Genomic DNA, 20079 nt, shown 5'->3' on the forward strand with positions numbered 1-20079 from the left:
AGACCTGCCCATGATTAGTTTTTAAATACTCCATATAACTTTATTGTACAACAACCCATTGTAATTTATTTATTCATTATTGCATAAATGTATGAATTGGCCTTAGTTACTAGGTTAAAATGGAAAAGAAAATGAGTTGAGTATTGTTTTTGATGAAACTATTGAGGTTTATTTGATAGGATCTAAGGTACTGTAATAATAAAGGCTGGTTAATATTTATATCTTAAAATCTATTCTTTGAAGAAATGTGTCTATTTCTATAGTTACTATTTTGTTACAAATTTTTGCAAAAATAAATTACTGTAATTCAGTTAATTATGAATTGTTTGTGATTTTTATATGCTAGCATATCATTTTTCTGTTTTTTAATTTTAAAAATGACATATATTTGTTTTAACATTTTTTAACAAAATATGCTAACTAATTCTTAAAGGCTTTAAGATAAGAATTATTGATGAATAGAAATTTCTAAATGTCTACATTGAAGAGTTTTATAAGCTAAAAAATAATATTTTCCTTTTTAGTGTTTAAATCAATAAAGGCTAATATGATTGATCATATTTTTTTAATGATAAAATATTTGAGTATTCAAAGTTTTTGTCATTTTTAAGAAAAGTTGATTAATAAAATTTATTATTTTAACTTTGTTTTTAACATTTTTTAACAACTCAATAATTAATGAATTTAATATGGAAAGAAATGTAGTCCAATAGCGTTTGGATTATAAGATTCGGAAATATTGTAAAAGAGTTTGGATACTTAAAATTTTATGAAAAGAAATTTACTTAACCAGAGTCTTTAGAGACTTTAAATACTTAAATAAACATAAACATATGAAACAAACATTACTCAGTTTTTTTGTGGGTAGTATGATTCTGACTTCTGTTGCTTTTGCGCAAGAGAAAAAAGTTAGTGGTCGTGTAACAGGATCTGATGGAAAACCATTAGCAGGTGTAACGATTGCTGTTCAAGGATCTTCTATAGCTACCCAAACAGATGTGAATGGGAATTACTCATTCTCAGTACCAACAGGAAAAGTTATTGTTTTTCGTTCTGTCGGTTACTCTGACAAAACCTTAATCGTAAAAGAAGGACAGTCTGCTTTTAATGTGTCTTTGGAAGATTCAAATCAAAATTTGGATGAAGTGATGGTAGTTGCTTATGGTACAGCCAAGAAATCATCGTTTACTGGAGCAGCTTCAACTGTGAAAACAGATGTAATTGAGAACCGTTCACTGTCAAATATTACAAAAGCTTTAGATGGTGCAGCACCAGGTGTCGTTGCTACTGCTGGGTCTGGTCAACCGGGATCAAGTGCCACTATTCGTGTAAGAGGATTTGGATCTATTAATGCTTCAGCAGATCCTTTATATGTTGTTGACGGTATTCCATTTAATGGTGATTTAAACTCAATTAATCCAAATGATGTAGAAAGTCTAACCGTTTTAAAAGATGCAGCAGCATCGACACTCTATGGTTCTCGTGCTGCGAATGGTGTTGTCATGATCACAACAAAATCTGGTAAAAATACAGATGGAAAGATCGATGTAAACTTTAAGGCAAATATTGGTGTCAACTCTAGAGCGGTAAAACGTTATGATGTAATGGATACTAAGGAATATCTAGAGACAGTTTTTCAGGCTTATAAAAATCAAGATATTTTCGCAAATGGAATGTCTGACGCCGATGCCGCGGCAAATACTATTAAAAGGATGACAGGTACTGTTGAACCTATTTTTGGCATTAATGAACAATATAATCCTTACAATCTTCCTGTGGATCAATTATTTGATTTAACAACTGGGAAAATTAATCCGAATGCCCAGTTGAAATGGAATGACAATTGGTTGGATGAAGTAACAGCAAAAAGTCCCGTTCGTCAAGAGTATCAATTCGATCTCTCAGGTGGCTCAAGCAAATATAAGGCGATGGCTTCAATGAATGCCTTGAAAGATAAGGGGTTACTGAAAAACACTAATTTTGATCGTTATTCTGGTCGTGTTAACAACGAATTTACGCCAAAAGATTGGTTTAAAGCTTCTTTATCAGCGAATTTTGCGAAAGCAAATTCTCAATCATTAAATGCTACAGGTACGGCAACATCCAATGTATGGTACTCTTCTGAGCAAATGGCTCCCATCTATCCAATCTGGATTAGAGATAGCAAAGGTGAGATTGTTAATGATGCTCTTGGTAACAGACAATATGACTATGGTAAGAATAGAGCTTCCGGTGCTCAACAAAACTTTAACTCTGTTGCAACCCTATTTGAAGATAGATACTACAACAACATTGATAATGTTGGTACAAGAGGTGGTGTTGAATTTAATACGCGTGATGATAAATATGGAGCTTGGAAAGGATTTGCATTTGCTGTTAATCTTGGTGCCGATTATCGCGTAAATGAATATACTTATTATTATAATCCTGAATTTGGTAATGCGGCTGCTACTGGTGGACGTTTAAATAAACAATGGACAAAAACTTTTTCGTATACATTTAATCAATTACTGACTTGGGCGCGGGATTTTGGTAAACATAATGTTGATGTATTATTAGGACATGAAAGTTATAATTATAAATATAATTTATTAAGTGCTCAAAAAACTGGATTTCCTTTTAAAGGTATATATGAATTAGCCCCAGGAGCAACTATTGCTGATGCAAACTCTTATGAAAATAATGATAAAATAGAATCTTATTTCTCTCGTTTACAATATAATTTTGATAATAAATATTTCTTGTCAGGAAGTTTCCGTAGCGATGGATCTTCCAGATTTGAGAAAGATAATAGATGGGGTACTTTTTGGTCAGTTGGTGGGGCTTGGAAAATTTCGGAAGAAGCTTTCTTAAAAGATGTTTCTTGGATCAATAGTTTGACTCTTAAATCGAGTTATGGTGGTCAAGGAAATAATAATTTATTAAATTCTGATGGAGATCCTATTTATTATGCGTGGCAAGCTTTTTATGATCTGACTTGGAACAATGCAAATAATAATGGTGGAGCAGTAACGTCTGTTGAGAATAAAGAGGTAACCTGGGAGAAAAACCAAAGTTTGAATATAGGCTTGGATGGACGTTTTTTGAATGATCGTTTATCTATTGGGTTTGATTGGTATACACGTAAAACGACAGATATGTTATTGAATCGTCCAATGGCATTCTCATTAGGATTTGATGGTTTTAATTCCAATATTGGCGATCTGAAAAATACAGGCTTTGACCTTTCATTGGGTTATGATTTTATAAAGAATCAGGATCTGAAATGGAATGTAACTGTGATGGGTTCTCGAGTAAAAAATAAAGTGCTGAAATTGACCGACGAAAGTAAAGAAATTGTGTCAAACTCAACTATTATTAGAGAAGGTGAAACAATCAATTCATTTTATATGGCACGTAGTGCGGGTGTAGATCCATCAACAGGAGATCAGCTCTACTGGGTGTTTGATAATAAAGCAGATGAATTAGATCGTAGTAAACATTATGTTTCTAACGATCGTACAAAAGCAGCTTCAAGTCGTGTAATTACTGGAAGTAGAATCCCGAAGATTATGGGATCTTTAGCAACATCTTTGAGTTACAAAAATGTTGATTTTTCTATGATGACTACCTATTCTATTGGAGGTAAAATTAATGACGCTGTAGGTTATAATTATCTGAATCCACAATATTTAGGAAATAATTATTCAAGAGAAGTGTTAAATGCATGGCAAAAACCAGGAGATATTACCGATATCCCTAGAATTCAAAAAGATATGGTATTGCAGTTAACTGATAGAGCTTTAGTGGATGCGTCTTATTTTGCTATTAAAAATATCTCCATTGGTTACACATTTGATTTTCAAAAAATTGGATTAAAGTCAATTCGAGTATTTGCTCAAGGTGATAATTTAGCTGTATTTTCTGCCCGTCAAGGATTAAATCCGCAGTATAATTTTACAGGAACTACAGATTATGTTTATTCTCCGAATAAAACAATTGCTGCAGGTGTAAATCTTAAATTCTAACTATTAATTGCTTATTAAAATGAAAAAAATATTATATGCATCAGTTCTTTCACTTGCTTTAGGATTATCATCCTGTAGTAAGGATTTTCTAGAAACAAGTCCTACGGATCAAGTAGATGCAGGAACATTATTAGAAACAACAAAAGGGGCTCAAGTAGCGATGGATGGTATCTATAGAATGTTATATTCATCTGGATGGTCCGTAAGTAATACTTCTCAAAATTTTGGTATAACGTCAACAAAAATGTTTACTTCTTTAATGGGAGAGGACTTTCTTCAGGATGCTCAAGGAAGTGGATGGTTCTATTTTGATTATAAATTTGATGTGCGTAGTCGCTTTGCATCGACTGGTTGGAGATCCTACGCTACGTGGAATTTTTACTATACCTTGGTAAGTAATGCAAATTATATTTTGGCAGCAGAAAAGACTTTGACTGGTGATCCAAAAGTGATTGATAATATCATGGCTCAGGCTTATACAATGCGAGCATATGCTTATTTTCAATTAATTCAGATTTTTCAACAGACCTATATTGGACATCAAACATCTCCAGGTGTTCCATTATATACAGAACCAACAACCGCTTCCTCTGAAGGGAAAAACAGAGGTACTGTAGAAGAGGTATACACACAAATCAATCAAGATTTGGACAAGTCTATAGAGCTTTTTGCTAAGGATAAATCGCTTCAAAAGCATAAGTCTCATTTGGATTATTATATTGCTAATGCAATTAAAGCTAATGTTTCCTTGGTTCAAAATAAGTGGGCTGATGCAGAAAAACATTCTACAGAAGCACTTACGAAGGCAAGTTTAGCTATGATTAGTGGTGATGATATTTACAGTGGTTTCAATAGTATTAAATTGAAAGATGTACTTTGGGGAGCAGAAATTATTGCAGACCAATCGACTATTTGGGCTTCTTTCTTTTCACATATGGATGCAAGTGCTGGACAATATGCTGAATCATCTAGAAAATGTATTTACAATTGGTTATATGATCAAATACCAACAACAGATGCTCGTAAGAAATGGTGGAATGGTTCGACAGATGGTGGAGCCCCAGATAAAAAACCATATAATCAAGTCAAATTTAGATATTCTGATAAATCTTCAAGTTTAGGAGATTATATATTTATGCGTTCTGAAGAAATGCAATTGGTAAAAGCTGAAGCATTAGCTAATCAGGGTAAACTAGCTGAAGCGAGAACAGCTTTAGGGGATCTTATGAAGTTGAGAAATCCAAATGGTTATCAAATGATTTTGGACCAGGCTACTTTGTCAAAAGATCTTACGATGGGATCTATTGGTACACCAAAAACTTTAATGGATCAAATTATCTTACAAAGACGTATAGAGCTTTGGGGTGAAACTGAGCGAATTTTTGATATAATGCGATTAAAAACAGGATTTGATAGAAATGCGACAGGATCAAACCATAGTTTCAAGCCAACTTGGAATACTTTGGAGGCTGCAAGCAAAGAATTTATCTTGACTATTCCACAAAAAGAATTTGATGGTAATACAAGTCTAGATGCTAACAAGGATCAGAACCCGATGTAATGTCGTTTAAGAAAAAAAGAATATGAAAAATATTATAGTAAATTGTTTATTATTTGTAGGGGCTTTGTCATTATTTTCTTCTTGTGACAAAACAGAGGGGGCCCTTTATTCGGGAGAGCCAAATAAAATTAGTTTTTTAAGTAAAACTATGAAACTTAACATGCAAGGAGGATCGATCTCAATTCCAGTAGGTAGAACTTCAACTTCTGGTCAACTTTCTATCCCAGTAAGTTTGACTGCTGCAGGTAAAGGTTATACAGATATTTTTAAACTGTCTGGTCCGGTACAATTTGGAGATGGTGAAGGTAAATCTTATGCAAAAGTGGATCATGGTGATTTATCTAAAATAGATCCAAGTACATTAGCATTAACTCCTGTAGGAAAAGATGTCACAGTGGGATTAGCTTTTCCAATCTCACTAACTATTTCTGACGACAATGCATCTGTAAGTAATATCAAAAAAGTTGATGTATTAGCGACGGATGTGTTAGCATTTGAAGAAAAAGGTAATGTTGAAATGAATTCTACTGATGGTTGGGCAGGAAAAGTTTTGAATGTTAAAATTCAAAAAGCAAAAACTACATCAGTTTATAAAATTGTAAGTCCATTTGGTGAAAATAGTTTGGCATTTATGATCAAAGCTGACGGTAAAACAGTTGTTTTTCCAAATCAGGTATTAGGTAATGATCCTGATTATGGAGCTGTTACAATGAGTGATGTGAGTGGAACAGTTTCGAATGGAGTAGTAACTTTGCAAGTTGGTGGCTATAGGGTTTCTGCTGGAAGTTTTGGTCCCGGAACGGAAATTATTAAACTTCCAAATTAAGATAAATTCCAATCTTTTTAAAGCTGTCTCAAACTTTTTGAGACAGCTTTTTTGTTTTAGAATTGACAAATTATTAGACTGAATTTTTTAATCAAATAATAAGTATATTCATTAGTACTAACTCATTCAATTGTCACTATATTGTAGATACCAATATAGACTTTTATGAAAATAGGCCTCCTATTATTCACATGTATTATTTTTCAATGTGCTTTCGCGCAGTCAGGCTTTGTTTTGCTCAAAAACAAAAAGTTGAGTTTTCCCTTCATATTTGCTCATAATCTGGTGATTATACCTGTTGAAGTCAACGGTTTTATGATGAATTTTTTGCTTGATACAGGTGTGAAAGAAACAATGGTGTTTGGAAAATCTCTTGGTAATATTGATCATAATATATTTAAAAACAAATTTCAGGGCTTAGGTAGAAGTTCGGGTATTGATGGTATCCTAGCTGTCAATAATCATTTGCGAATAGCAAAAAGAATGGTAGATAGAGATCATCCTATTTTTATTTTAGATAATGAGCATATTGATATATCATCACGAATTGGTGTCGAGGTCAATGGGATATTGGGCAGTCGCTTCTTTTCAGACTATAGAATTGAATTTGACTTTTTGAAAAAGAGAATAACAGTATTTCCTAATGAAAATACCCCAAAGTCATGGTCAAAGGTAACGACATTAGCCATTGAGGTTATCGGAAGTCGCCCATTTGTTAAAATTTCTGTACAGCAAGATAATCTGGAGATTAATGGTAAAGCACTTATCGATATGGGAAATAGTGATGCGGTATTGTTATTGAAAAATAGATTGAAAGATTATGAAATTCGCCCCCCCTTTATCTCGGATTATATCGGTCAGGGATTTAATGGTGAAATTTATGGTTTGCGAAATCGCATAAAGAAATTGACCATAGGTCCATTCCAAATGTCATTTCCACTGGTGGCTTACCCAGAGTTGGAATCCGTTCAAAATGCAAAGATCGTAAATGAGAGAATTGGATCTATTGGAAATGAGTTGTTACGGCGGTTTAAAATTATTTTTGATTATCCCAATAAACAGATTTATCTGAGTAAGAATAGAAATTTTGATAAATTTTATTATTTGAATATGAGTGGTTTAGAAATTGTACACAACGGAATGAAATGGGAAAAGCAGGAAATACCAGTTACATTAAAGCGTGATGATAGTAAGGATATTAATTTTAATAATAAAGTGCAGTTTAAGTTTGTTTTAAAACCTTTATTTAAAATCGATATGGTCAGGGAATCTTCTCCTGCTCAATTGGCGGGTTTAAGGAGAGATGATAAAATTTTAGCTGTCAATGGTAAAAGTGTTTCAGCTTACACACTGGAGGATTTGACTAATTTAATGAAATCGGAAGAAGGCAAAGAAATCACAATGAAAATTGAACGAAATGGAATTAAGATAGATGTTCGCTTTATATTACGCGATCCACTACCTTTTGTACAGAATTGATTTTCTAGCAAATAATTATATTTTTTGAGATTAATCAGATGTTGAAATCTGTTAGTTAACCAAACAAACTATTGGAATGGAAAAACAAACTATTTTTATTACAGTCGCTGATCATAGTAGAATAGATAAAGATCCATTAGCAGAAGTAGAAATACCATTTATTATGATTGTTTTAAAGAGTGCCACAAGGTGAAATTTAATTTGCTCATGTTTATTGATGATCTTGTACCTACATTGGGCTGTTAACTGTTAGCGTCTCAATGAGAAGTTTAGAGAGATAAACCTCATAAATGATTTCAAATATAATAATTGGCTAACTGGTTCACATACTTAATCATAATAGAAGTGTTTTAAGTAATTTTACATATATTAATGCAATTTTTTATGCAGATGACTAATTATTTTATTATATATTTTACATGCATGGCATTTTTAACTTCATGTCAAGTTAGCAATCGCTTAAAAACACATCAACATGTGTTTATACAACATAATGGTCGTGAAGCAAAAAAATGGAAATTGATCTGGGAAGATCATTTTAATGGCACTTCTATAGATACGACAAAATGGAGTAAAATACCCGCAGGCGAGTCTGATTGGAATAGACATATGAGTATGGATACTGCCTGTTTTGCAATGGAAGATGGTAAACTGATTTTGAAGGGCATTAATAATTCGGATTCGTCCAGAGATTCCCGTCCTTTCTTAACAGGTGGTATTTGGAGTAAAGGAAAGTTTGCCTTTCAATATGGTCGAATTGAAATACGCGCTAAGCTTGGTAGTGCACAAGGAGCATGGCCGGCTATGTGGATGCTTGCTGAATTAGATAAATATGGCAGGTATCCTAAAAATGGAGAAATTGATATTATGGAACATCTTAATCATGATTCGATCATCTATCAGACAACTCATTCCTATTATACATTGGATCTCGGAAGAAAAACTAATCCGCCACATTCCGGAACAGCTAAAATCAATGCAGCTGCATATAATATATATGGCATAAGCTGGTATCCTGATCGGATTGTATTCCAGTTAAATGGTAAAGATACGTTTACATATCCTAGAATGACTGAATTAGATCAAGCACAATGGCCATATGACCAACCTTTCTTTTTATTAATAGATCAACAATTAGGAGGTAATTGGGTCGGGAAAGTTGATTCGAAACAATTACCCGTGGAAATGCTGATTGATTGGGTGAAAGTATATCAGTAATTTATTATTCTTTACCGCATGTCCAACGGTTTACTGTGATACATTTTTTATATAAACGGGAAATTGAAAATAGCAATTTTGGTGGTACAAAAAAAATCTTGCATCTTTAATAGCGTTCAGACTATAATTATTTGAACGCTATTATTATAAAACCATTTTATGAAAAACCTAAAAAATCAAAAGCTGCTAGTCTTGTTGTCCTTTATTTTGTGTACCTCTTGTTCTAAAAAAATGGATAAGGCAGTCGAAAGTGATCAAAACCTTTCAGGAACCTATCGTTTAATTGAAAGTAAAACCATCAAAGGAGGGGATACTATTATTGCTTTTTCAGATACATTAAAAACAGAGATGTTTAAAATGTTCAATGAAAATCATTTTTCTTTCTTTAATCATGACAAAGAGAAGGGCAAAGGAAAAGATCCTTTATTTGTTTCTGGAGGTGGAACTTATACATTAAATGATAACAAATATCAAGAACGACTTCAATACTGCAGTATGCGAGATTGGGAAAATAATATCTTTGATTTCGAATTGATTCAAAAAGGAGACACCCTCATTCAAAAGGGAGAAGAAAATCTTCCAGAATTAGGAGTAAAGCAGATTATTATTGAAACTTATATCAAATTCAAATAAGGTAATATTTGAATTTGTTATAAGTTTCATGATAAAAGAACAGAGGCTATTTTAATAGAGTCAGTTTTGGATCGCAGCAGATGCTATTTTCTTTTTTCCATTCGAACTAAATATTGGTCATGCTCATCTTCAAATAAAATTTGAACAACCCAGTTCAATTCATGAGCAATGTTAATGAGCATTTTTTGGTCCAGATATAACCACTTAAATTTCTCTCCAAAATTGCCTTGATATTGATATTGGTAATTAATTTCTCCAAAATAATGTTCTGGACGCTTTATTTTATACTCTTCATAAAGATAATCAATATTTGAAGTATCAAAAATAAGTTGACCTCTTGAAGTCAATAATGATTCAGCATGAAGTAATAATTTTTTAAATCCGTCAATATCTCCAGCCAGTCCAATCCCATTCATCAAGAATAACAGTGTGTCATATTGTTCACCTTTAAATTGATAAAAGTCGTTATGATGAATTTTTTGAACACCCCGTTGCTGCATGATTTGGCATGCAATATTCGATATTTCTAAAGCCTCAACATCAAAATTTTTGTCTTGTAAATATAAGGTGTGACAACCGGCACCAGCACCAACATCCAAAACACGACCGTCACATAGAGAAAGTGCGATAAATTCTAATTCAGGGATCTCTTCTTGGTCACGAAAAAATATATCTACTGGCATTTCTTCAATATCTCCATAACTACTATGTAAAAGTAGAGGAGCTATCTCTTTTTGGTGGAGGTAATAATCATTTAAGGCTTCGCCGTATATATCTCTAGTCATGTATCATTAATATTTGTTTTGCCAATTTGATCGTAGCGGGGTCTCCTGTGTTTTTTTTAGGTTCATCAGATAGTTTTATGACCTGAGTCCATTCGTCATCCTCGGGCTGAGTTTCAGTCATCTTAATCACGATGTTCATTTGTTTTAATCCCACATCGTTAGTGAAATTTGTTCCAACTCCAAATGAATACCCAATCTTTCCTTTGCAATATTGTGTAATATGAGCGACTTTTTCATAATCTAATCCGTCGGAAAAAATAATAGTTTTTGATAAAGGATCGATTCCCTTGTTGACATAATGCGAAATGATTTTCTCGGCAAACTCTATGGGATCTCCACTATCATGTCTTACCCCATCAAATAGTTTCGTAAGTTTCTTGTCAAATTGTCTAAAGAATACTTCTGTTGTATAGGTATCGGATAATGCAATTCCTAAATCACCTCGATACACATCTGCCCAATGCTCTAAGCCTAGTAAATTTGCCATTTTGAATCCATATTTAGCAGCATGAAACATAAACCATTCATGCGCATGCGTGCCGATTGGTTTAGTTTGATATTGCATAGCAAGGTGTACGTTACTTGTTCCGATGAAGGTACCGGCGCCATATTTTTTTAAAGTTTCCACAACAAGTTGATGTACATGATACGAATGTCGTCTTCTTGTACCAAAATCTGCAATTGTGATGGCCAACTTTTTATATTTCTCAATTTTATTTCTAGCATCAGTGATTACCTGTTCATCTGATAAGCGCTCCTGTTCCGTGACTTCATAGTAAAGCTCACATATTAAAGACATAACAGGAACTTCCCACAGGATTGTACGATACCAGTAACCCTCAATTTTAACTTCTAAATCATCACCATTCTGGATAATAGTGATCTCTTCAGGATCATACCGATAGCCTTGTAAAAAGTCAAAATAAGTTGGATCGATGTAGGGACAGTTTTGCGCAAAAAATGTTTTTTCAGCTTTGGTCAATTTTAATTTTGCCATTGCGTCAATTGCTTCTCTTAATTTTTGATCAAATCCTGGGGGATATTTATGCTGTCCACGATTTATAAATTGATATCGAGCCTTTGCTTTGGGAAAGAGCTTGACAACAGCATATTGCATCGTGAACTTGTAAAAATCGTTATCTAGTATAGATGTAAGTTGAGCCATTCGCCTCGTTTTATTAAATAAATAATGATGTAAATTTACTAATTAACATCAATTTAAGGTAATTGTTCGAAAAATGAAACTTTTGCGCCATGGTATATGGGGAATAAAAAAGAGGTTTGATAATCCAATACCAAACCTCTTTTAAACGAATCTTGTTTTTGTTTATCTGGTGCGCGAACCACTATTTGTGCTACGTGCTGTGCCTGATTGTGATGAACTTCTTTCCACATTGCTGGTTGAAGCTCTACTCGAAGAACCTCTTTCTGCCGAGTTAGATTGCACTCTCGCTGGACGTTCAGTATTATTTGACGGAGCAGTTCTACTACTTCTAGTTTCACTTCCAGAAGTGTTTTGCACTCTCGCTGGACGTTCAGTATTATTTGACGGAGCAGTTCTACTACTTCTAGTTTCACTTCCAGAAGTGTTTTGTACCCGAGCTGGACGTTCAGTAGTATTCGATGGAGCAGTTCTGCTACTTCTAGTTTCACTTCCAGAAGTATTTTGTACCCTAGCAGGACGTTCCGTTCTCGATTGTTCTACAGCAGGAGGATTACTTGAAGATCGTTCAGTACGAACTGAAGTATTATTGTTTTCAGTTGACGGTACTCTTTCTCTCGTATTTCCTGTAGTAGTTGTATTCGTTCTTGTCCGACTATTACTGTTATTTCCATTATTATTTACACGACTGTCTACATTTTGTGTTCTATCCACAGTATTGCTATTATTTCTAGAACGCTCAGTTGTTTTATTCCCTGTGTTTGAGTCTGTGCTTGATCTTACGGTCGCATTTCCACTATTGTCAATATACAATTCGCGGTTACCTCTTGTACTGGTCATGTTATCTCTCGTGGAGATCACTCGATCATTTCTATTTTGTAAGGTCGTATTGTTGCTTCTTGTACGAGATGAAGCTTCAGCAACTCGGCTTGGTCTTGCATCTGTTCTAGAGTTACGATCCACATTTGGGCGGTACATATCAACGCTACTTCTAGTCACACGTGATGCTCCTGGTCTTCCTGCATCGTTGATACTTCTTACATGGACACGTCTACCTGTACTTCTTTCAATATCCGATCTTCTTGGACCACCATAATAGTTTCTATTGTTAATAATAACCGTGTTGTGGATAATTGTCGTATTATTATAAAAATTATTATAATTTCTAGGATGTACATAGTAACGATCTAATCTATTACTATAAATGTTAGATGATCCAACAAATACCCATAAATTCATAGGTAGGTTGATCGAGATATTTATTCCCAAAGGTGCCCAGCCATAATAACCAGATCCCTCTCTCCAATTTACCCATGCAGGTCCCCATTCATAATCTGGAATCCATGCCCAACCATAATTGTTATTGTATTCCCATCTTCCATAGTGGAATGGTGCCCAACCCCAAGAATAGTTCGATACCCAGGTATTGCCATATTCAGTCATAGTCCAATATCCGTTAGTAGAATAAGGTTGAAAATTAGGACCTACATCAGGAATCCATATATAGCCGTAAGTACGATCGTTTACCCAATCACCATAGGGGGCTAATTCATCATAAAATGTTTGAAAAGATACACCACTATTATAATTTGAGTATCCACGTTGCGCTATGGATGACTTTGGAATCGCAAAAAATAGTATAGTAAATACTGCTATAGCGATTAGTTTTATATGTTTAACTTTATTCATGACAATTCAATTTTATAAATTGTGAAATTATAGAATCTTTGTAGGTATGACAGGTTGAATTAGCAAATGGTTTAATCCATGGTATGTTTTTTGATGAAGGCAAAACTTTATGGAGATTATTTTGTTGTTTTCTAGGATTATAAGAAAGCTTAGTCTCAAAGTAAGTGATTATGGGATGATAATAATTACCTATTTTTTGTACCTTTATCCCTTCATTCGTGTTATAGAATTATTATACACAGGAAATATTTATTTTAATGTTAAATAAACTTCGATCATTTTTTACTGAATTTGCAAATATTCATCGTTTCTTACTTCGATTTTGGCGCGAACTTGTTACACCACCATATGAATTTAAGGAAATAATACGGCAATGTTTTGAGATAGGCTGGAAATCCTTGCCCTTGATTAGTGTAACGGGCTTTATTGTCGGGTTTGTTTTCACAAAACAGTCACGTCCTTCATTGGAAGAGTTCGGAGCTACCTCTTGGTTGCCTTCTTTGATTTCTATTGCGATCGTACGTGCTTTAGCACCTTTAGTGACAGCATTAATTGCTTCAGGTAAAATCGGTTCGCAGGTAGGAGCAGAGTTGAGCTCTATGAATGTGACCGAACAGATTGATGCCATGGAGGTATCGGGGACCAATCCATTTAAATTCTTAATCGTTAGTCGCATCATCGCGACAACAATCAGTATCCCTATTTTAACTTTTTATGTTGCAGGAATTGGGCTGCTAGGTGGATACCTGAGTTTGGCATCCAAAGATGATTTAAGCTTTTTAAGTTTCTTTACGCAAGTATTTGAAACCATTGGCTATCAAGATTTATGGGCGATGGTGTTTAGAGCTGTCGTATTTGGTTTTACAATTGGAGCAGTAAGTTGTTATTGTGGATATTATTCCTCAAAAGGGACAGAGGGTGTGGGTAAAGCAGCTAATGCTGCGGTTGTTGCCTCTATGTTCTTAGTTTTTATTGAAGAGATTATTATTGTACAAATTTTAGCGATAATAAATTAGGTATGGAAAAAGCTAAAACACATATTGATTATCAGGATGCTGTTATTACCCTACGTGGGGTCAGTAAATCATTTGGTGAAAATCATGTTTTGAAAAATGTAGATCTAGATTTATACCGTGGAGAAAACTTAGTCGTATTAGGACGATCAGGTACAGGTAAATCAGTCCTGATTAAGCTTATTGCGGGTTTATTGAAGCCAGATAACGGAACAATAAATGTTTTAGGGATTTCGGTCAACGATTTAAGAGATCATGATCTGATGAAACTACGTTTAAAAATTGGATTTTCATTTCAGAACAGTGCATTATATGATAGTATGACTGTTCGAGAAAATCTGGAATTTCCATTGATACGTAATAAAAGAAATCTGACAAGAACAGAAATTAATAAAGAAGTAGAAGATGTATTGGAGGGTGTAGGGTTATCACAAGCGATTAATCAAATGCCTTCAGAATTATCAGGAGGTCAACGAAAAAGAATTGGTATCGCGCGTACATTGATCTTACGTCCAGATATTATGATGTACGATGAGCCTACTGCGGGATTAGATCCGATCACTTGTTTAGATATCAATAGTTTAATCAATGAAGTACAGGAACGTTATAAAACCTCATCCATTATTATTACACATGATTTAGCTTGCGCGCGATCAGTGGGTGATCGCATTGTAATGCTATTAGATGGGAAATTTGAGAGACAGGGATCTTTTAAAGAAATATTTGAAACAAATGATGCGCGAGTTAAAGCGTTTTATGATTATAATTTTATTGTTTAATTAAATGAGCAAAGCAGAAAATAAGAGAGCAGTGATAGTTGGACTATTTGTTTTTATAGGATTAGCTATTCTGATTGCGGGTATATTTATACTGGGTAGCCAGCAAAAGAAATTTACAAAAACCTTTGAAATTACGACATCTTTTCCTGATGTCGCTGGTTTGAAAGTAGGAAGTAATGTTTGGTTTTCAGGTGTTAAAGTTGGTATTATAAAAAATATTCATTTCAAGAATCTACAAGATGTCGAAGTTGTGATGACGATCGAAGAAAAATCTGCTGAATATATCCGTAAAGATGCCATTACCAAATTGGGATCTGACGGTCTTATTGGTAATAAGATTATTGTGATATCGGGTGGTTCTCAAAATGCACCTTCAATCGAAGCGAACGACTTTCTTCGTTCGGCAAAAGCTGCTGATATGGAGGCAATGATGGAAACTTTGCAGTTAAATAATCAGAATCTGGCAAAAATTACTACAGATTTCGTAGAGATTTCACGCGGGTTAGTGGAAGGTCGAGGAGTGGTTGGATCTTTATTGACCGATACCGCTTTAGTATCATCTTTACAGCAATCATTACGCTCGATAAGCCATGTGATGGCCAGTGCAAATACAGCGACTTCAAATCTTGTTTTATTGACCGAAAAATTAAATTCTAAAAAAGGATTAGTACATGACTTAGCAACAGATACCGCGGTATTTGCAAGTTTAAGATCATCTGCAGCACAATTACAAGGTGTTTCTCAAACGGCCAATGCATTAATGTTAAACTTAAATGCCGCATCAAATAAATTAAATAATAAAGATAATGCTATTGGTACATTGATTAATGACCCTGCAGTTGGTAATGAGCTCAGAGAAGTTGTCCGTAATTTAAATACGAGTACAGCTAAATTGGATCAGAATATGGAAGCTTTGCAAAGTAATTTCTTGCTGAGAGGCTTCTTTAAAAAGAAAGAAAAGGAAACAAAAAAAGCAAGTCAGCAAGCACTGAAAGATTCGATACAATAGAATATTATATTTTTAACAAAAAGTAAAGGACAATTTTCATGTAAAATTGTCCTTTACTTTTTTTCGGTATTCCGATTAGCTGTATCTTTGTTTTAATAATCAGCAAATCACTTAGTCTATAAATTCTGATTATAGAAGGATTTTATTTTATTTAAATGCATTATATTACAGATAAAGATGTTATATATGAGGATAATCACCTCATTGCCATCAATAAAAGAGCAGGGGATATTGTTCAAGTAGATGATACAGGTGATAAGTCTTTAGAAGAGATGGTAAAGGAATATTTAAAACATAAATACCATAAACCTAATGAGGCTTTTCTAGGCGTTATCCATCGTTTGGATAGACCTGTCAGCGGATTAATTGTTTTTGCCAAGACAAGTAAATCACTAGAGCGTATGAATAAATTGTTTAAAGATCGACAGGTAAAGAAAACATATCTTGCTGTGGTCAGACAAAGGCCAGTGGAACCCGCTGGAAAATTGATTAATTGGCTTGTGCGCAATCGAGAAAAAATGGTAACTAAAGCGTTCAACAAAGAAGTGAAAGAAAGTAGTTATGCCGAATTAGATTATTCCTTGATCGGCGAGCTGAATGGGTTTCACCTATTGAAGGTAGAACCCTTGACTGGACGTACACACCAGATTCGAGTACAATTGTCCACCATGGGATGTCCTATCGTTGGAGATAACAAATATGGTTATCCTAGAGGTAGTTCAAAAGGAAGTATATGTTTACATTCCAGATCACTGACTTTTATACATCCAATCAAAAAAGAAATGATGACATTAAAAGCTCCGTTGCAGGCTGATGGGTTTTGGGAGAAATTTTCAAAGTTTAAAGACTAGATCTCATCGGTATTTTAAGTATCTTTGTAATATGAAAATGTTTAAGTATTTGCTAGTTACATTGTTTTTGATTTGTACAATTACTGTAACACCTCTTAGTTCAGTACAGGCTCAATGCGCTATGTGCTCTTTAAATGCCGAAAACTCGACCCAAAATGGCAATACACAAGGAAAGGGCTTAAATGATGGCATTTTATTTTTACTTGTTATACCTTATTTAGCTGCAGCTGGATTAGGTTTATTATGGTATAAAAAATTCCGCACCTCAAAACTGAATAAATCGCAAGAAAAAATTCTCTAAACTAAATCTATATGCCAACATCTAAAATTCATGCATTGATCCATTCAAAATGTCCAAGATGTCATGTCGGAAATATGTTTGAGGGATCTGTTTATGGTTTCAGTAAACAGAAGACAAAAGAGGTATGTTCCGTTTGTAATTTGACGTTTGAAATAGAGCCAGGTTATTTTTATGCAGCTATGTATGTGAGCTATGCCATGTCTGTAGCAGAAGTCGTCACTTTTGCACTCGCAACTGCTGTGCTTACTGGTAGTGAATCCCCTTGGACTTATATGTTAGTGCTTTTCGCAACGATCATTATCTTTGCGCCCTTCAACTTCCGTTATTCAAGGTTAGTTTTGTTGCATTTTATGACTCCAAAAATTAGTTATGATCCAAAGTGGGAGCTGATCGAAGAAAATATAAAAAAGGAGCGATAGTTATTATCGCTCCTTTTTTATAGATATTTCATCGTACTATCAAAAATGAAAGCTTTATCTTGATACTTAGATAAGATTACATTTTGTAAATGGATTAAATGATCTTGCTGAAATCGAGCAATATCTTCCTCTGAAGGCACCTGAATCTGTAAACAATATGTAATTCCTTCATGCGGAGAATGAAGCATTTCTAAAAAATGCGGATTGAAACTCGTGTTTGCTAGCAGATTTTCTTTAATCCAAGAAACTATTTCCTGATGTACTGATTCTTCTGATATAATGGATATGTTATATAAATACATAAAGACAAAAATATAAACTTTAATTGCCTTATTGAAATATATATTATTTATATTGAAATGCAATAAAATCAAGATGTTCTTGTAAAAATAAGGTTGCACATGATTTGTTATTGGTATTTAATTTTAATCTTTGATTAAGTTGACGAATGAGATTGTTTATGCGCGCACACATTATATTATCTATAGTAATTATCACACTTCTGGGTATGGGCTGTTCTGAAAATAGAACAGAGCGAATACCTATTGAAAGTTTTTTCTCAACTCCTGAAAAAACTTCTTTTAAAATCTCTCCTGATGGTAATTTTATAGCATATATAGGTTTAGATAATCATTGCAAAAATATATTTTTATTAAATTTAAACAATCGAGATAGTTCAAAACAACTCACCTATCAAAACGATATGAATGTCAATAGTTTTGTGTGGGGGGACAATGAAGAAATTATTTTCTCCATAGAGCAGGCTACTAATGATAGTTTAAGATTGTATGCGGTCAACATTCTTACTGATGCGCTTCAACCTTTAATAAAACCGATGAAAGCAAAATTTCGTTGGGTGCAACCTTCAAGATTATACGATAAAGGCATTATTGTAGCGATCAACAATCGTGATTCTTCTACTTTTGATCTTCATAAATTATATATTGATGGACGCAAATCTGAGGTGATCTTACAAAATCCAGGAAACATCAATGCTTGGTACATCTCCAATGATGGTCAAGTAAGACTGGTTATGGCCAATGACAGTGTAGAAGAGTCCTTGATGTATCGCGCAGATAATCTTCAACCTTTCCATCAAGTCCTAAAAAATGATTTTGGATCGACTATTATACCCATGGGGTTTGTGAAAAATTCAACCACAAATATTTATGCGCTCTCCAATATCGGCAGAGATAAGCTCTCATTGATAGAGTATGATTTGGTTGGAAAAGAGAAGTACATGAAATATTTAGCAATAAGGAAGTTGACTTAGATTGGGGGGACTATTCCCATTACACGAATGAGATGAACTATGCATCTTATACCGTGTCAAAAAAGAAACGATATTTTTTCAATGAAAAAGTTGCGCAAATTTTTAAAAAGATATCTGAAAAAACCAAAGGTTCAGAATTTGATGTTATTGATGTCGATGCCCAATTTGATAAAATTATAATCCGAACCTATACGGATACCAATCCAGGAGCGATTTATTACTTCGACTGTCAGGATAATGATCTTCATAAGCTTACTGACAATAATCCCAATTTGAAAGATCGTGATTTATCCCAGACAGAATTTATAAAGTATCAAGCACGAGATGGTAAGATCATTACCGGATTTATTACTTATCCATTACATGAAGATCGAAAAAATCTTCCAATGGTCGTTCTTCCTCATGACGGACCCAATCAACGAGAAGTTTGGGGTTTTGATCATGAAGCACAATTTTTAGCTAATCGAGGGTATGTCGTGTTTCAAATGAATTATCGAGGTTCAATAGGTTTTGGAAAAGAATTTTGGTCAGCTGGATTTAAAGAATGGGGAGGTAAGATCCAAGATGATATAACCGACGGAGTGAAATGGTTGATCCGCGAAGGAATCGCCGATAAAGATAGAATTGCTATCGTTGGGAAAGGTTTTGGTGGATATTCTGCATTACATGCAGCCTGCTTTAACTCCGATATGTATGCCTGTGCAGTATCGTACTCCGGCTTTACAAACCTATTTACTTATTTTAGAGATATTCCCCCATATGTAAAACCTTACTTACAAAAGTATTATCAAATCATTGGTAATCCTGTAAGGGAATCCGGTATGTTTAAGCAAATATCTCCTGTATTTCACTCCAATCGCGTGAAGATACCCGTATTGTTGGCACAAGGAGGTAAAGATAGGTTTAGCTCAGTGACAGATGCCAATCAATTTGTTCAAAAATTGAAAAATAATAATATTCCTGTTCAATATCTTTTAAAAGAAGAAGAAGGTAGAACATTTAAAAAGGAAGAGAATATAATTCAATATTATCAAGAATTAGAAAAGTTTTTGGATAAATACATCGGTAAATAGT

General features: G+C 34.0%; 18 protein-coding genes. 14 read left to right on the forward strand and 4 right to left on the reverse strand.

Annotation, left to right across the window (positions count from 1 at the left end; all coding sequences use genetic code 11):
• Positions 1-833: 833 nt before the first annotated feature.
• The 6 genes from AC06G9_RS04235 to AC06G9_RS04260 all read left to right on the forward strand — a co-directional run bounded on the left by AC06G9_RS04235 (position 834) and on the right by AC06G9_RS04260 (position 9724).
• Positions 834-4007 (forward strand): SusC/RagA family TonB-linked outer membrane protein, encoded by a 3174-nt coding sequence (locus tag AC06G9_RS04235; protein WP_480957567.1) that lies wholly within the window; start codon positions 834-836, stop codon positions 4005-4007.
• Positions 4008-4026: 19 nt separating this feature from the next.
• Positions 4027-5568, forward strand: coding sequence for a RagB/SusD family nutrient uptake outer membrane protein (locus tag AC06G9_RS04240; RefSeq protein WP_480957568.1), 1542 nt, complete (start codon positions 4027-4029; stop codon positions 5566-5568).
• 22 nt (positions 5569-5590) lie between these two features.
• Positions 5591-6394 carry a hypothetical protein gene (locus AC06G9_RS04245; RefSeq protein WP_480957569.1) on the forward strand — a complete coding sequence of 268 codons (804 nt, stop codon included), beginning with the start codon at positions 5591-5593 and terminating at the stop codon, positions 6392-6394.
• Positions 6395-6646: 252 nt separating this feature from the next.
• Positions 6647-7873, forward strand: coding sequence for a PDZ domain-containing protein (locus AC06G9_RS04250; protein WP_480957570.1), 1227 nt, complete (start codon positions 6647-6649; stop codon positions 7871-7873).
• 423 nt (positions 7874-8296) lie between these two features.
• Positions 8297-9091, forward strand: a complete 795-nt coding sequence (locus tag AC06G9_RS04255; protein ID WP_480957571.1) for a glycoside hydrolase family 16 protein — start codon at positions 8297-8299, stop codon at positions 9089-9091.
• Between the two features lie 159 nt (positions 9092-9250).
• The gene (locus AC06G9_RS04260; protein ID WP_480957572.1) at positions 9251-9724 is read left to right on the forward strand and encodes a hypothetical protein; all 474 of its coding nucleotides are present in this window, start codon (positions 9251-9253) and stop codon (positions 9722-9724) included.
• Between the two features lie 83 nt (positions 9725-9807).
• On the opposite strand, the gene AC06G9_RS04265 is transcribed toward AC06G9_RS04260, so the two are convergent.
• The 3 genes from AC06G9_RS04265 to AC06G9_RS04275 all read right to left on the reverse strand — a co-directional run bounded on the left by AC06G9_RS04265 (position 9808) and on the right by AC06G9_RS04275 (position 13360).
• Entirely contained in the window at positions 9808-10509 is a 702-nt protein-coding gene (locus tag AC06G9_RS04265) for a class I SAM-dependent methyltransferase (RefSeq protein WP_248754658.1), read from the reverse strand.
• Complete coding sequence (gene pncB, locus AC06G9_RS04270) at positions 10502-11674, reverse strand: nicotinate phosphoribosyltransferase (RefSeq protein ID WP_293924475.1); 1173 nt, start codon at positions 11672-11674, stop codon at positions 10502-10504. Before pncB ends, AC06G9_RS04265 begins: the two co-directional genes overlap by 8 nt.
• A gap of 162 nt (positions 11675-11836) precedes the next feature.
• Entirely contained in the window at positions 11837-13360 is a 1524-nt protein-coding gene (locus AC06G9_RS04275) for a DUF6600 domain-containing protein (RefSeq protein ID WP_480957573.1), read from the reverse strand.
• Positions 13361-13617: 257 nt separating this feature from the next.
• On the opposite strand from AC06G9_RS04275, the gene AC06G9_RS04280 reads away from it, so the two are divergent.
• From AC06G9_RS04280 to AC06G9_RS04305, 6 genes are all read left to right on the forward strand, one after another.
• Positions 13618-14376, forward strand: coding sequence for an MlaE family ABC transporter permease (locus AC06G9_RS04280; RefSeq protein WP_045753671.1), 759 nt, complete (start codon positions 13618-13620; stop codon positions 14374-14376).
• 2 nt (positions 14377-14378) lie between these two features.
• Positions 14379-15152 carry an ABC transporter ATP-binding protein gene (locus AC06G9_RS04285; protein ID WP_480957574.1) on the forward strand — a complete coding sequence of 258 codons (774 nt, stop codon included), beginning with the start codon at positions 14379-14381 and terminating at the stop codon, positions 15150-15152.
• A 4-nt stretch (positions 15153-15156) separates the two neighbouring features.
• Positions 15157-16161 (forward strand): MlaD family protein, encoded by a 1005-nt coding sequence (locus tag AC06G9_RS04290; RefSeq protein ID WP_045753669.1) that lies wholly within the window; start codon positions 15157-15159, stop codon positions 16159-16161.
• A gap of 155 nt (positions 16162-16316) precedes the next feature.
• Positions 16317-17012, forward strand: coding sequence for an RluA family pseudouridine synthase (locus AC06G9_RS04295; protein WP_045753668.1), 696 nt, complete (start codon positions 16317-16319; stop codon positions 17010-17012).
• Between the two features lie 31 nt (positions 17013-17043).
• Positions 17044-17313: a hypothetical protein gene (locus AC06G9_RS04300; protein WP_045753667.1), complete on the forward strand. Its 270-nt coding sequence runs from the start codon at positions 17044-17046 to the stop codon at positions 17311-17313.
• Between the two features lie 11 nt (positions 17314-17324).
• The gene (locus AC06G9_RS04305) at positions 17325-17732 is read left to right on the forward strand and encodes a DUF983 domain-containing protein (RefSeq protein WP_248754654.1); all 408 of its coding nucleotides are present in this window, start codon (positions 17325-17327) and stop codon (positions 17730-17732) included.
• Positions 17733-17749: 17 nt separating this feature from the next.
• Here AC06G9_RS04305 and AC06G9_RS04310 read toward each other — a convergent pair whose 3' ends face one another.
• Positions 17750-18034: a DUF4286 family protein gene (locus AC06G9_RS04310; protein ID WP_248754653.1), complete on the reverse strand. Its 285-nt coding sequence runs from the start codon at positions 18032-18034 to the stop codon at positions 17750-17752.
• A 158-nt stretch (positions 18035-18192) separates the two neighbouring features.
• Here AC06G9_RS04310 and AC06G9_RS04315 point away from each other — a divergent pair, with 158 nt between their 5' ends.
• Together AC06G9_RS04315 and AC06G9_RS04320 are read left to right on the forward strand one after the other, a co-directional pair.
• Positions 18193-19005, forward strand: a complete 813-nt coding sequence (locus AC06G9_RS04315) for a hypothetical protein (RefSeq protein WP_480957575.1) — start codon at positions 18193-18195, stop codon at positions 19003-19005.
• Positions 19006-19037: 32 nt separating this feature from the next.
• The gene (locus tag AC06G9_RS04320; protein ID WP_480957576.1) at positions 19038-20078 is read left to right on the forward strand and encodes an alpha/beta hydrolase family protein; all 1041 of its coding nucleotides are present in this window, start codon (positions 19038-19040) and stop codon (positions 20076-20078) included.
• Position 20079 lies beyond the last annotated feature (1 nt).

Source organism: Sphingobacterium sp. MAE (genome assembly GCF_056711605.1).

Excerpts from the sequence above, each read along its gene's own strand:
- AC06G9_RS04320 (WP_480957576.1), top strand. The coding sequence starts at position 19,038 with ATGAACTATGCATCTTATACCGTGTCAAAAAAGAAACGATATTTTTTC.
- pncB (WP_293924475.1), bottom strand. The coding sequence starts at position 11,674 with ATGGCTCAACTTACATCTATACTAGATAACGATTTTTACAAGTTCACG.
- AC06G9_RS04280 (WP_045753671.1), top strand. The coding sequence starts at position 13,618 with ATGTTAAATAAACTTCGATCATTTTTTACTGAATTTGCAAATATTCAT.
- AC06G9_RS04285 (WP_480957574.1), top strand. The coding sequence starts at position 14,379 with ATGGAAAAAGCTAAAACACATATTGATTATCAGGATGCTGTTATTACC.
- AC06G9_RS04260 (WP_480957572.1), top strand. The coding sequence starts at position 9,251 with ATGAAAAACCTAAAAAATCAAAAGCTGCTAGTCTTGTTGTCCTTTATT.
- AC06G9_RS04240 (WP_480957568.1), top strand. The coding sequence starts at position 4,027 with ATGAAAAAAATATTATATGCATCAGTTCTTTCACTTGCTTTAGGATTA.
- AC06G9_RS04310 (WP_248754653.1), bottom strand. The coding sequence starts at position 18,034 with ATGTATTTATATAACATATCCATTATATCAGAAGAATCAGTACATCAG.
- AC06G9_RS04255 (WP_480957571.1), top strand. The coding sequence starts at position 8,297 with ATGGCATTTTTAACTTCATGTCAAGTTAGCAATCGCTTAAAAACACAT.
- AC06G9_RS04290 (WP_045753669.1), top strand. The coding sequence starts at position 15,157 with ATGAGCAAAGCAGAAAATAAGAGAGCAGTGATAGTTGGACTATTTGTT.
- AC06G9_RS04305 (WP_248754654.1), top strand. The coding sequence starts at position 17,325 with ATGCCAACATCTAAAATTCATGCATTGATCCATTCAAAATGTCCAAGA.
- AC06G9_RS04315 (WP_480957575.1), top strand. The coding sequence starts at position 18,193 with ATGCGCGCACACATTATATTATCTATAGTAATTATCACACTTCTGGGT.
- AC06G9_RS04275 (WP_480957573.1), bottom strand. The coding sequence starts at position 13,360 with ATGAATAAAGTTAAACATATAAAACTAATCGCTATAGCAGTATTTACT.
- AC06G9_RS04265 (WP_248754658.1), bottom strand. The coding sequence starts at position 10,509 with ATGACTAGAGATATATACGGCGAAGCCTTAAATGATTATTACCTCCAC.
- AC06G9_RS04295 (WP_045753668.1), top strand. The coding sequence starts at position 16,317 with ATGCATTATATTACAGATAAAGATGTTATATATGAGGATAATCACCTC.
- AC06G9_RS04300 (WP_045753667.1), top strand. The coding sequence starts at position 17,044 with ATGAAAATGTTTAAGTATTTGCTAGTTACATTGTTTTTGATTTGTACA.
- AC06G9_RS04235 (WP_480957567.1), top strand. The coding sequence starts at position 834 with ATGAAACAAACATTACTCAGTTTTTTTGTGGGTAGTATGATTCTGACT.
- AC06G9_RS04245 (WP_480957569.1), top strand. The coding sequence starts at position 5,591 with ATGAAAAATATTATAGTAAATTGTTTATTATTTGTAGGGGCTTTGTCA.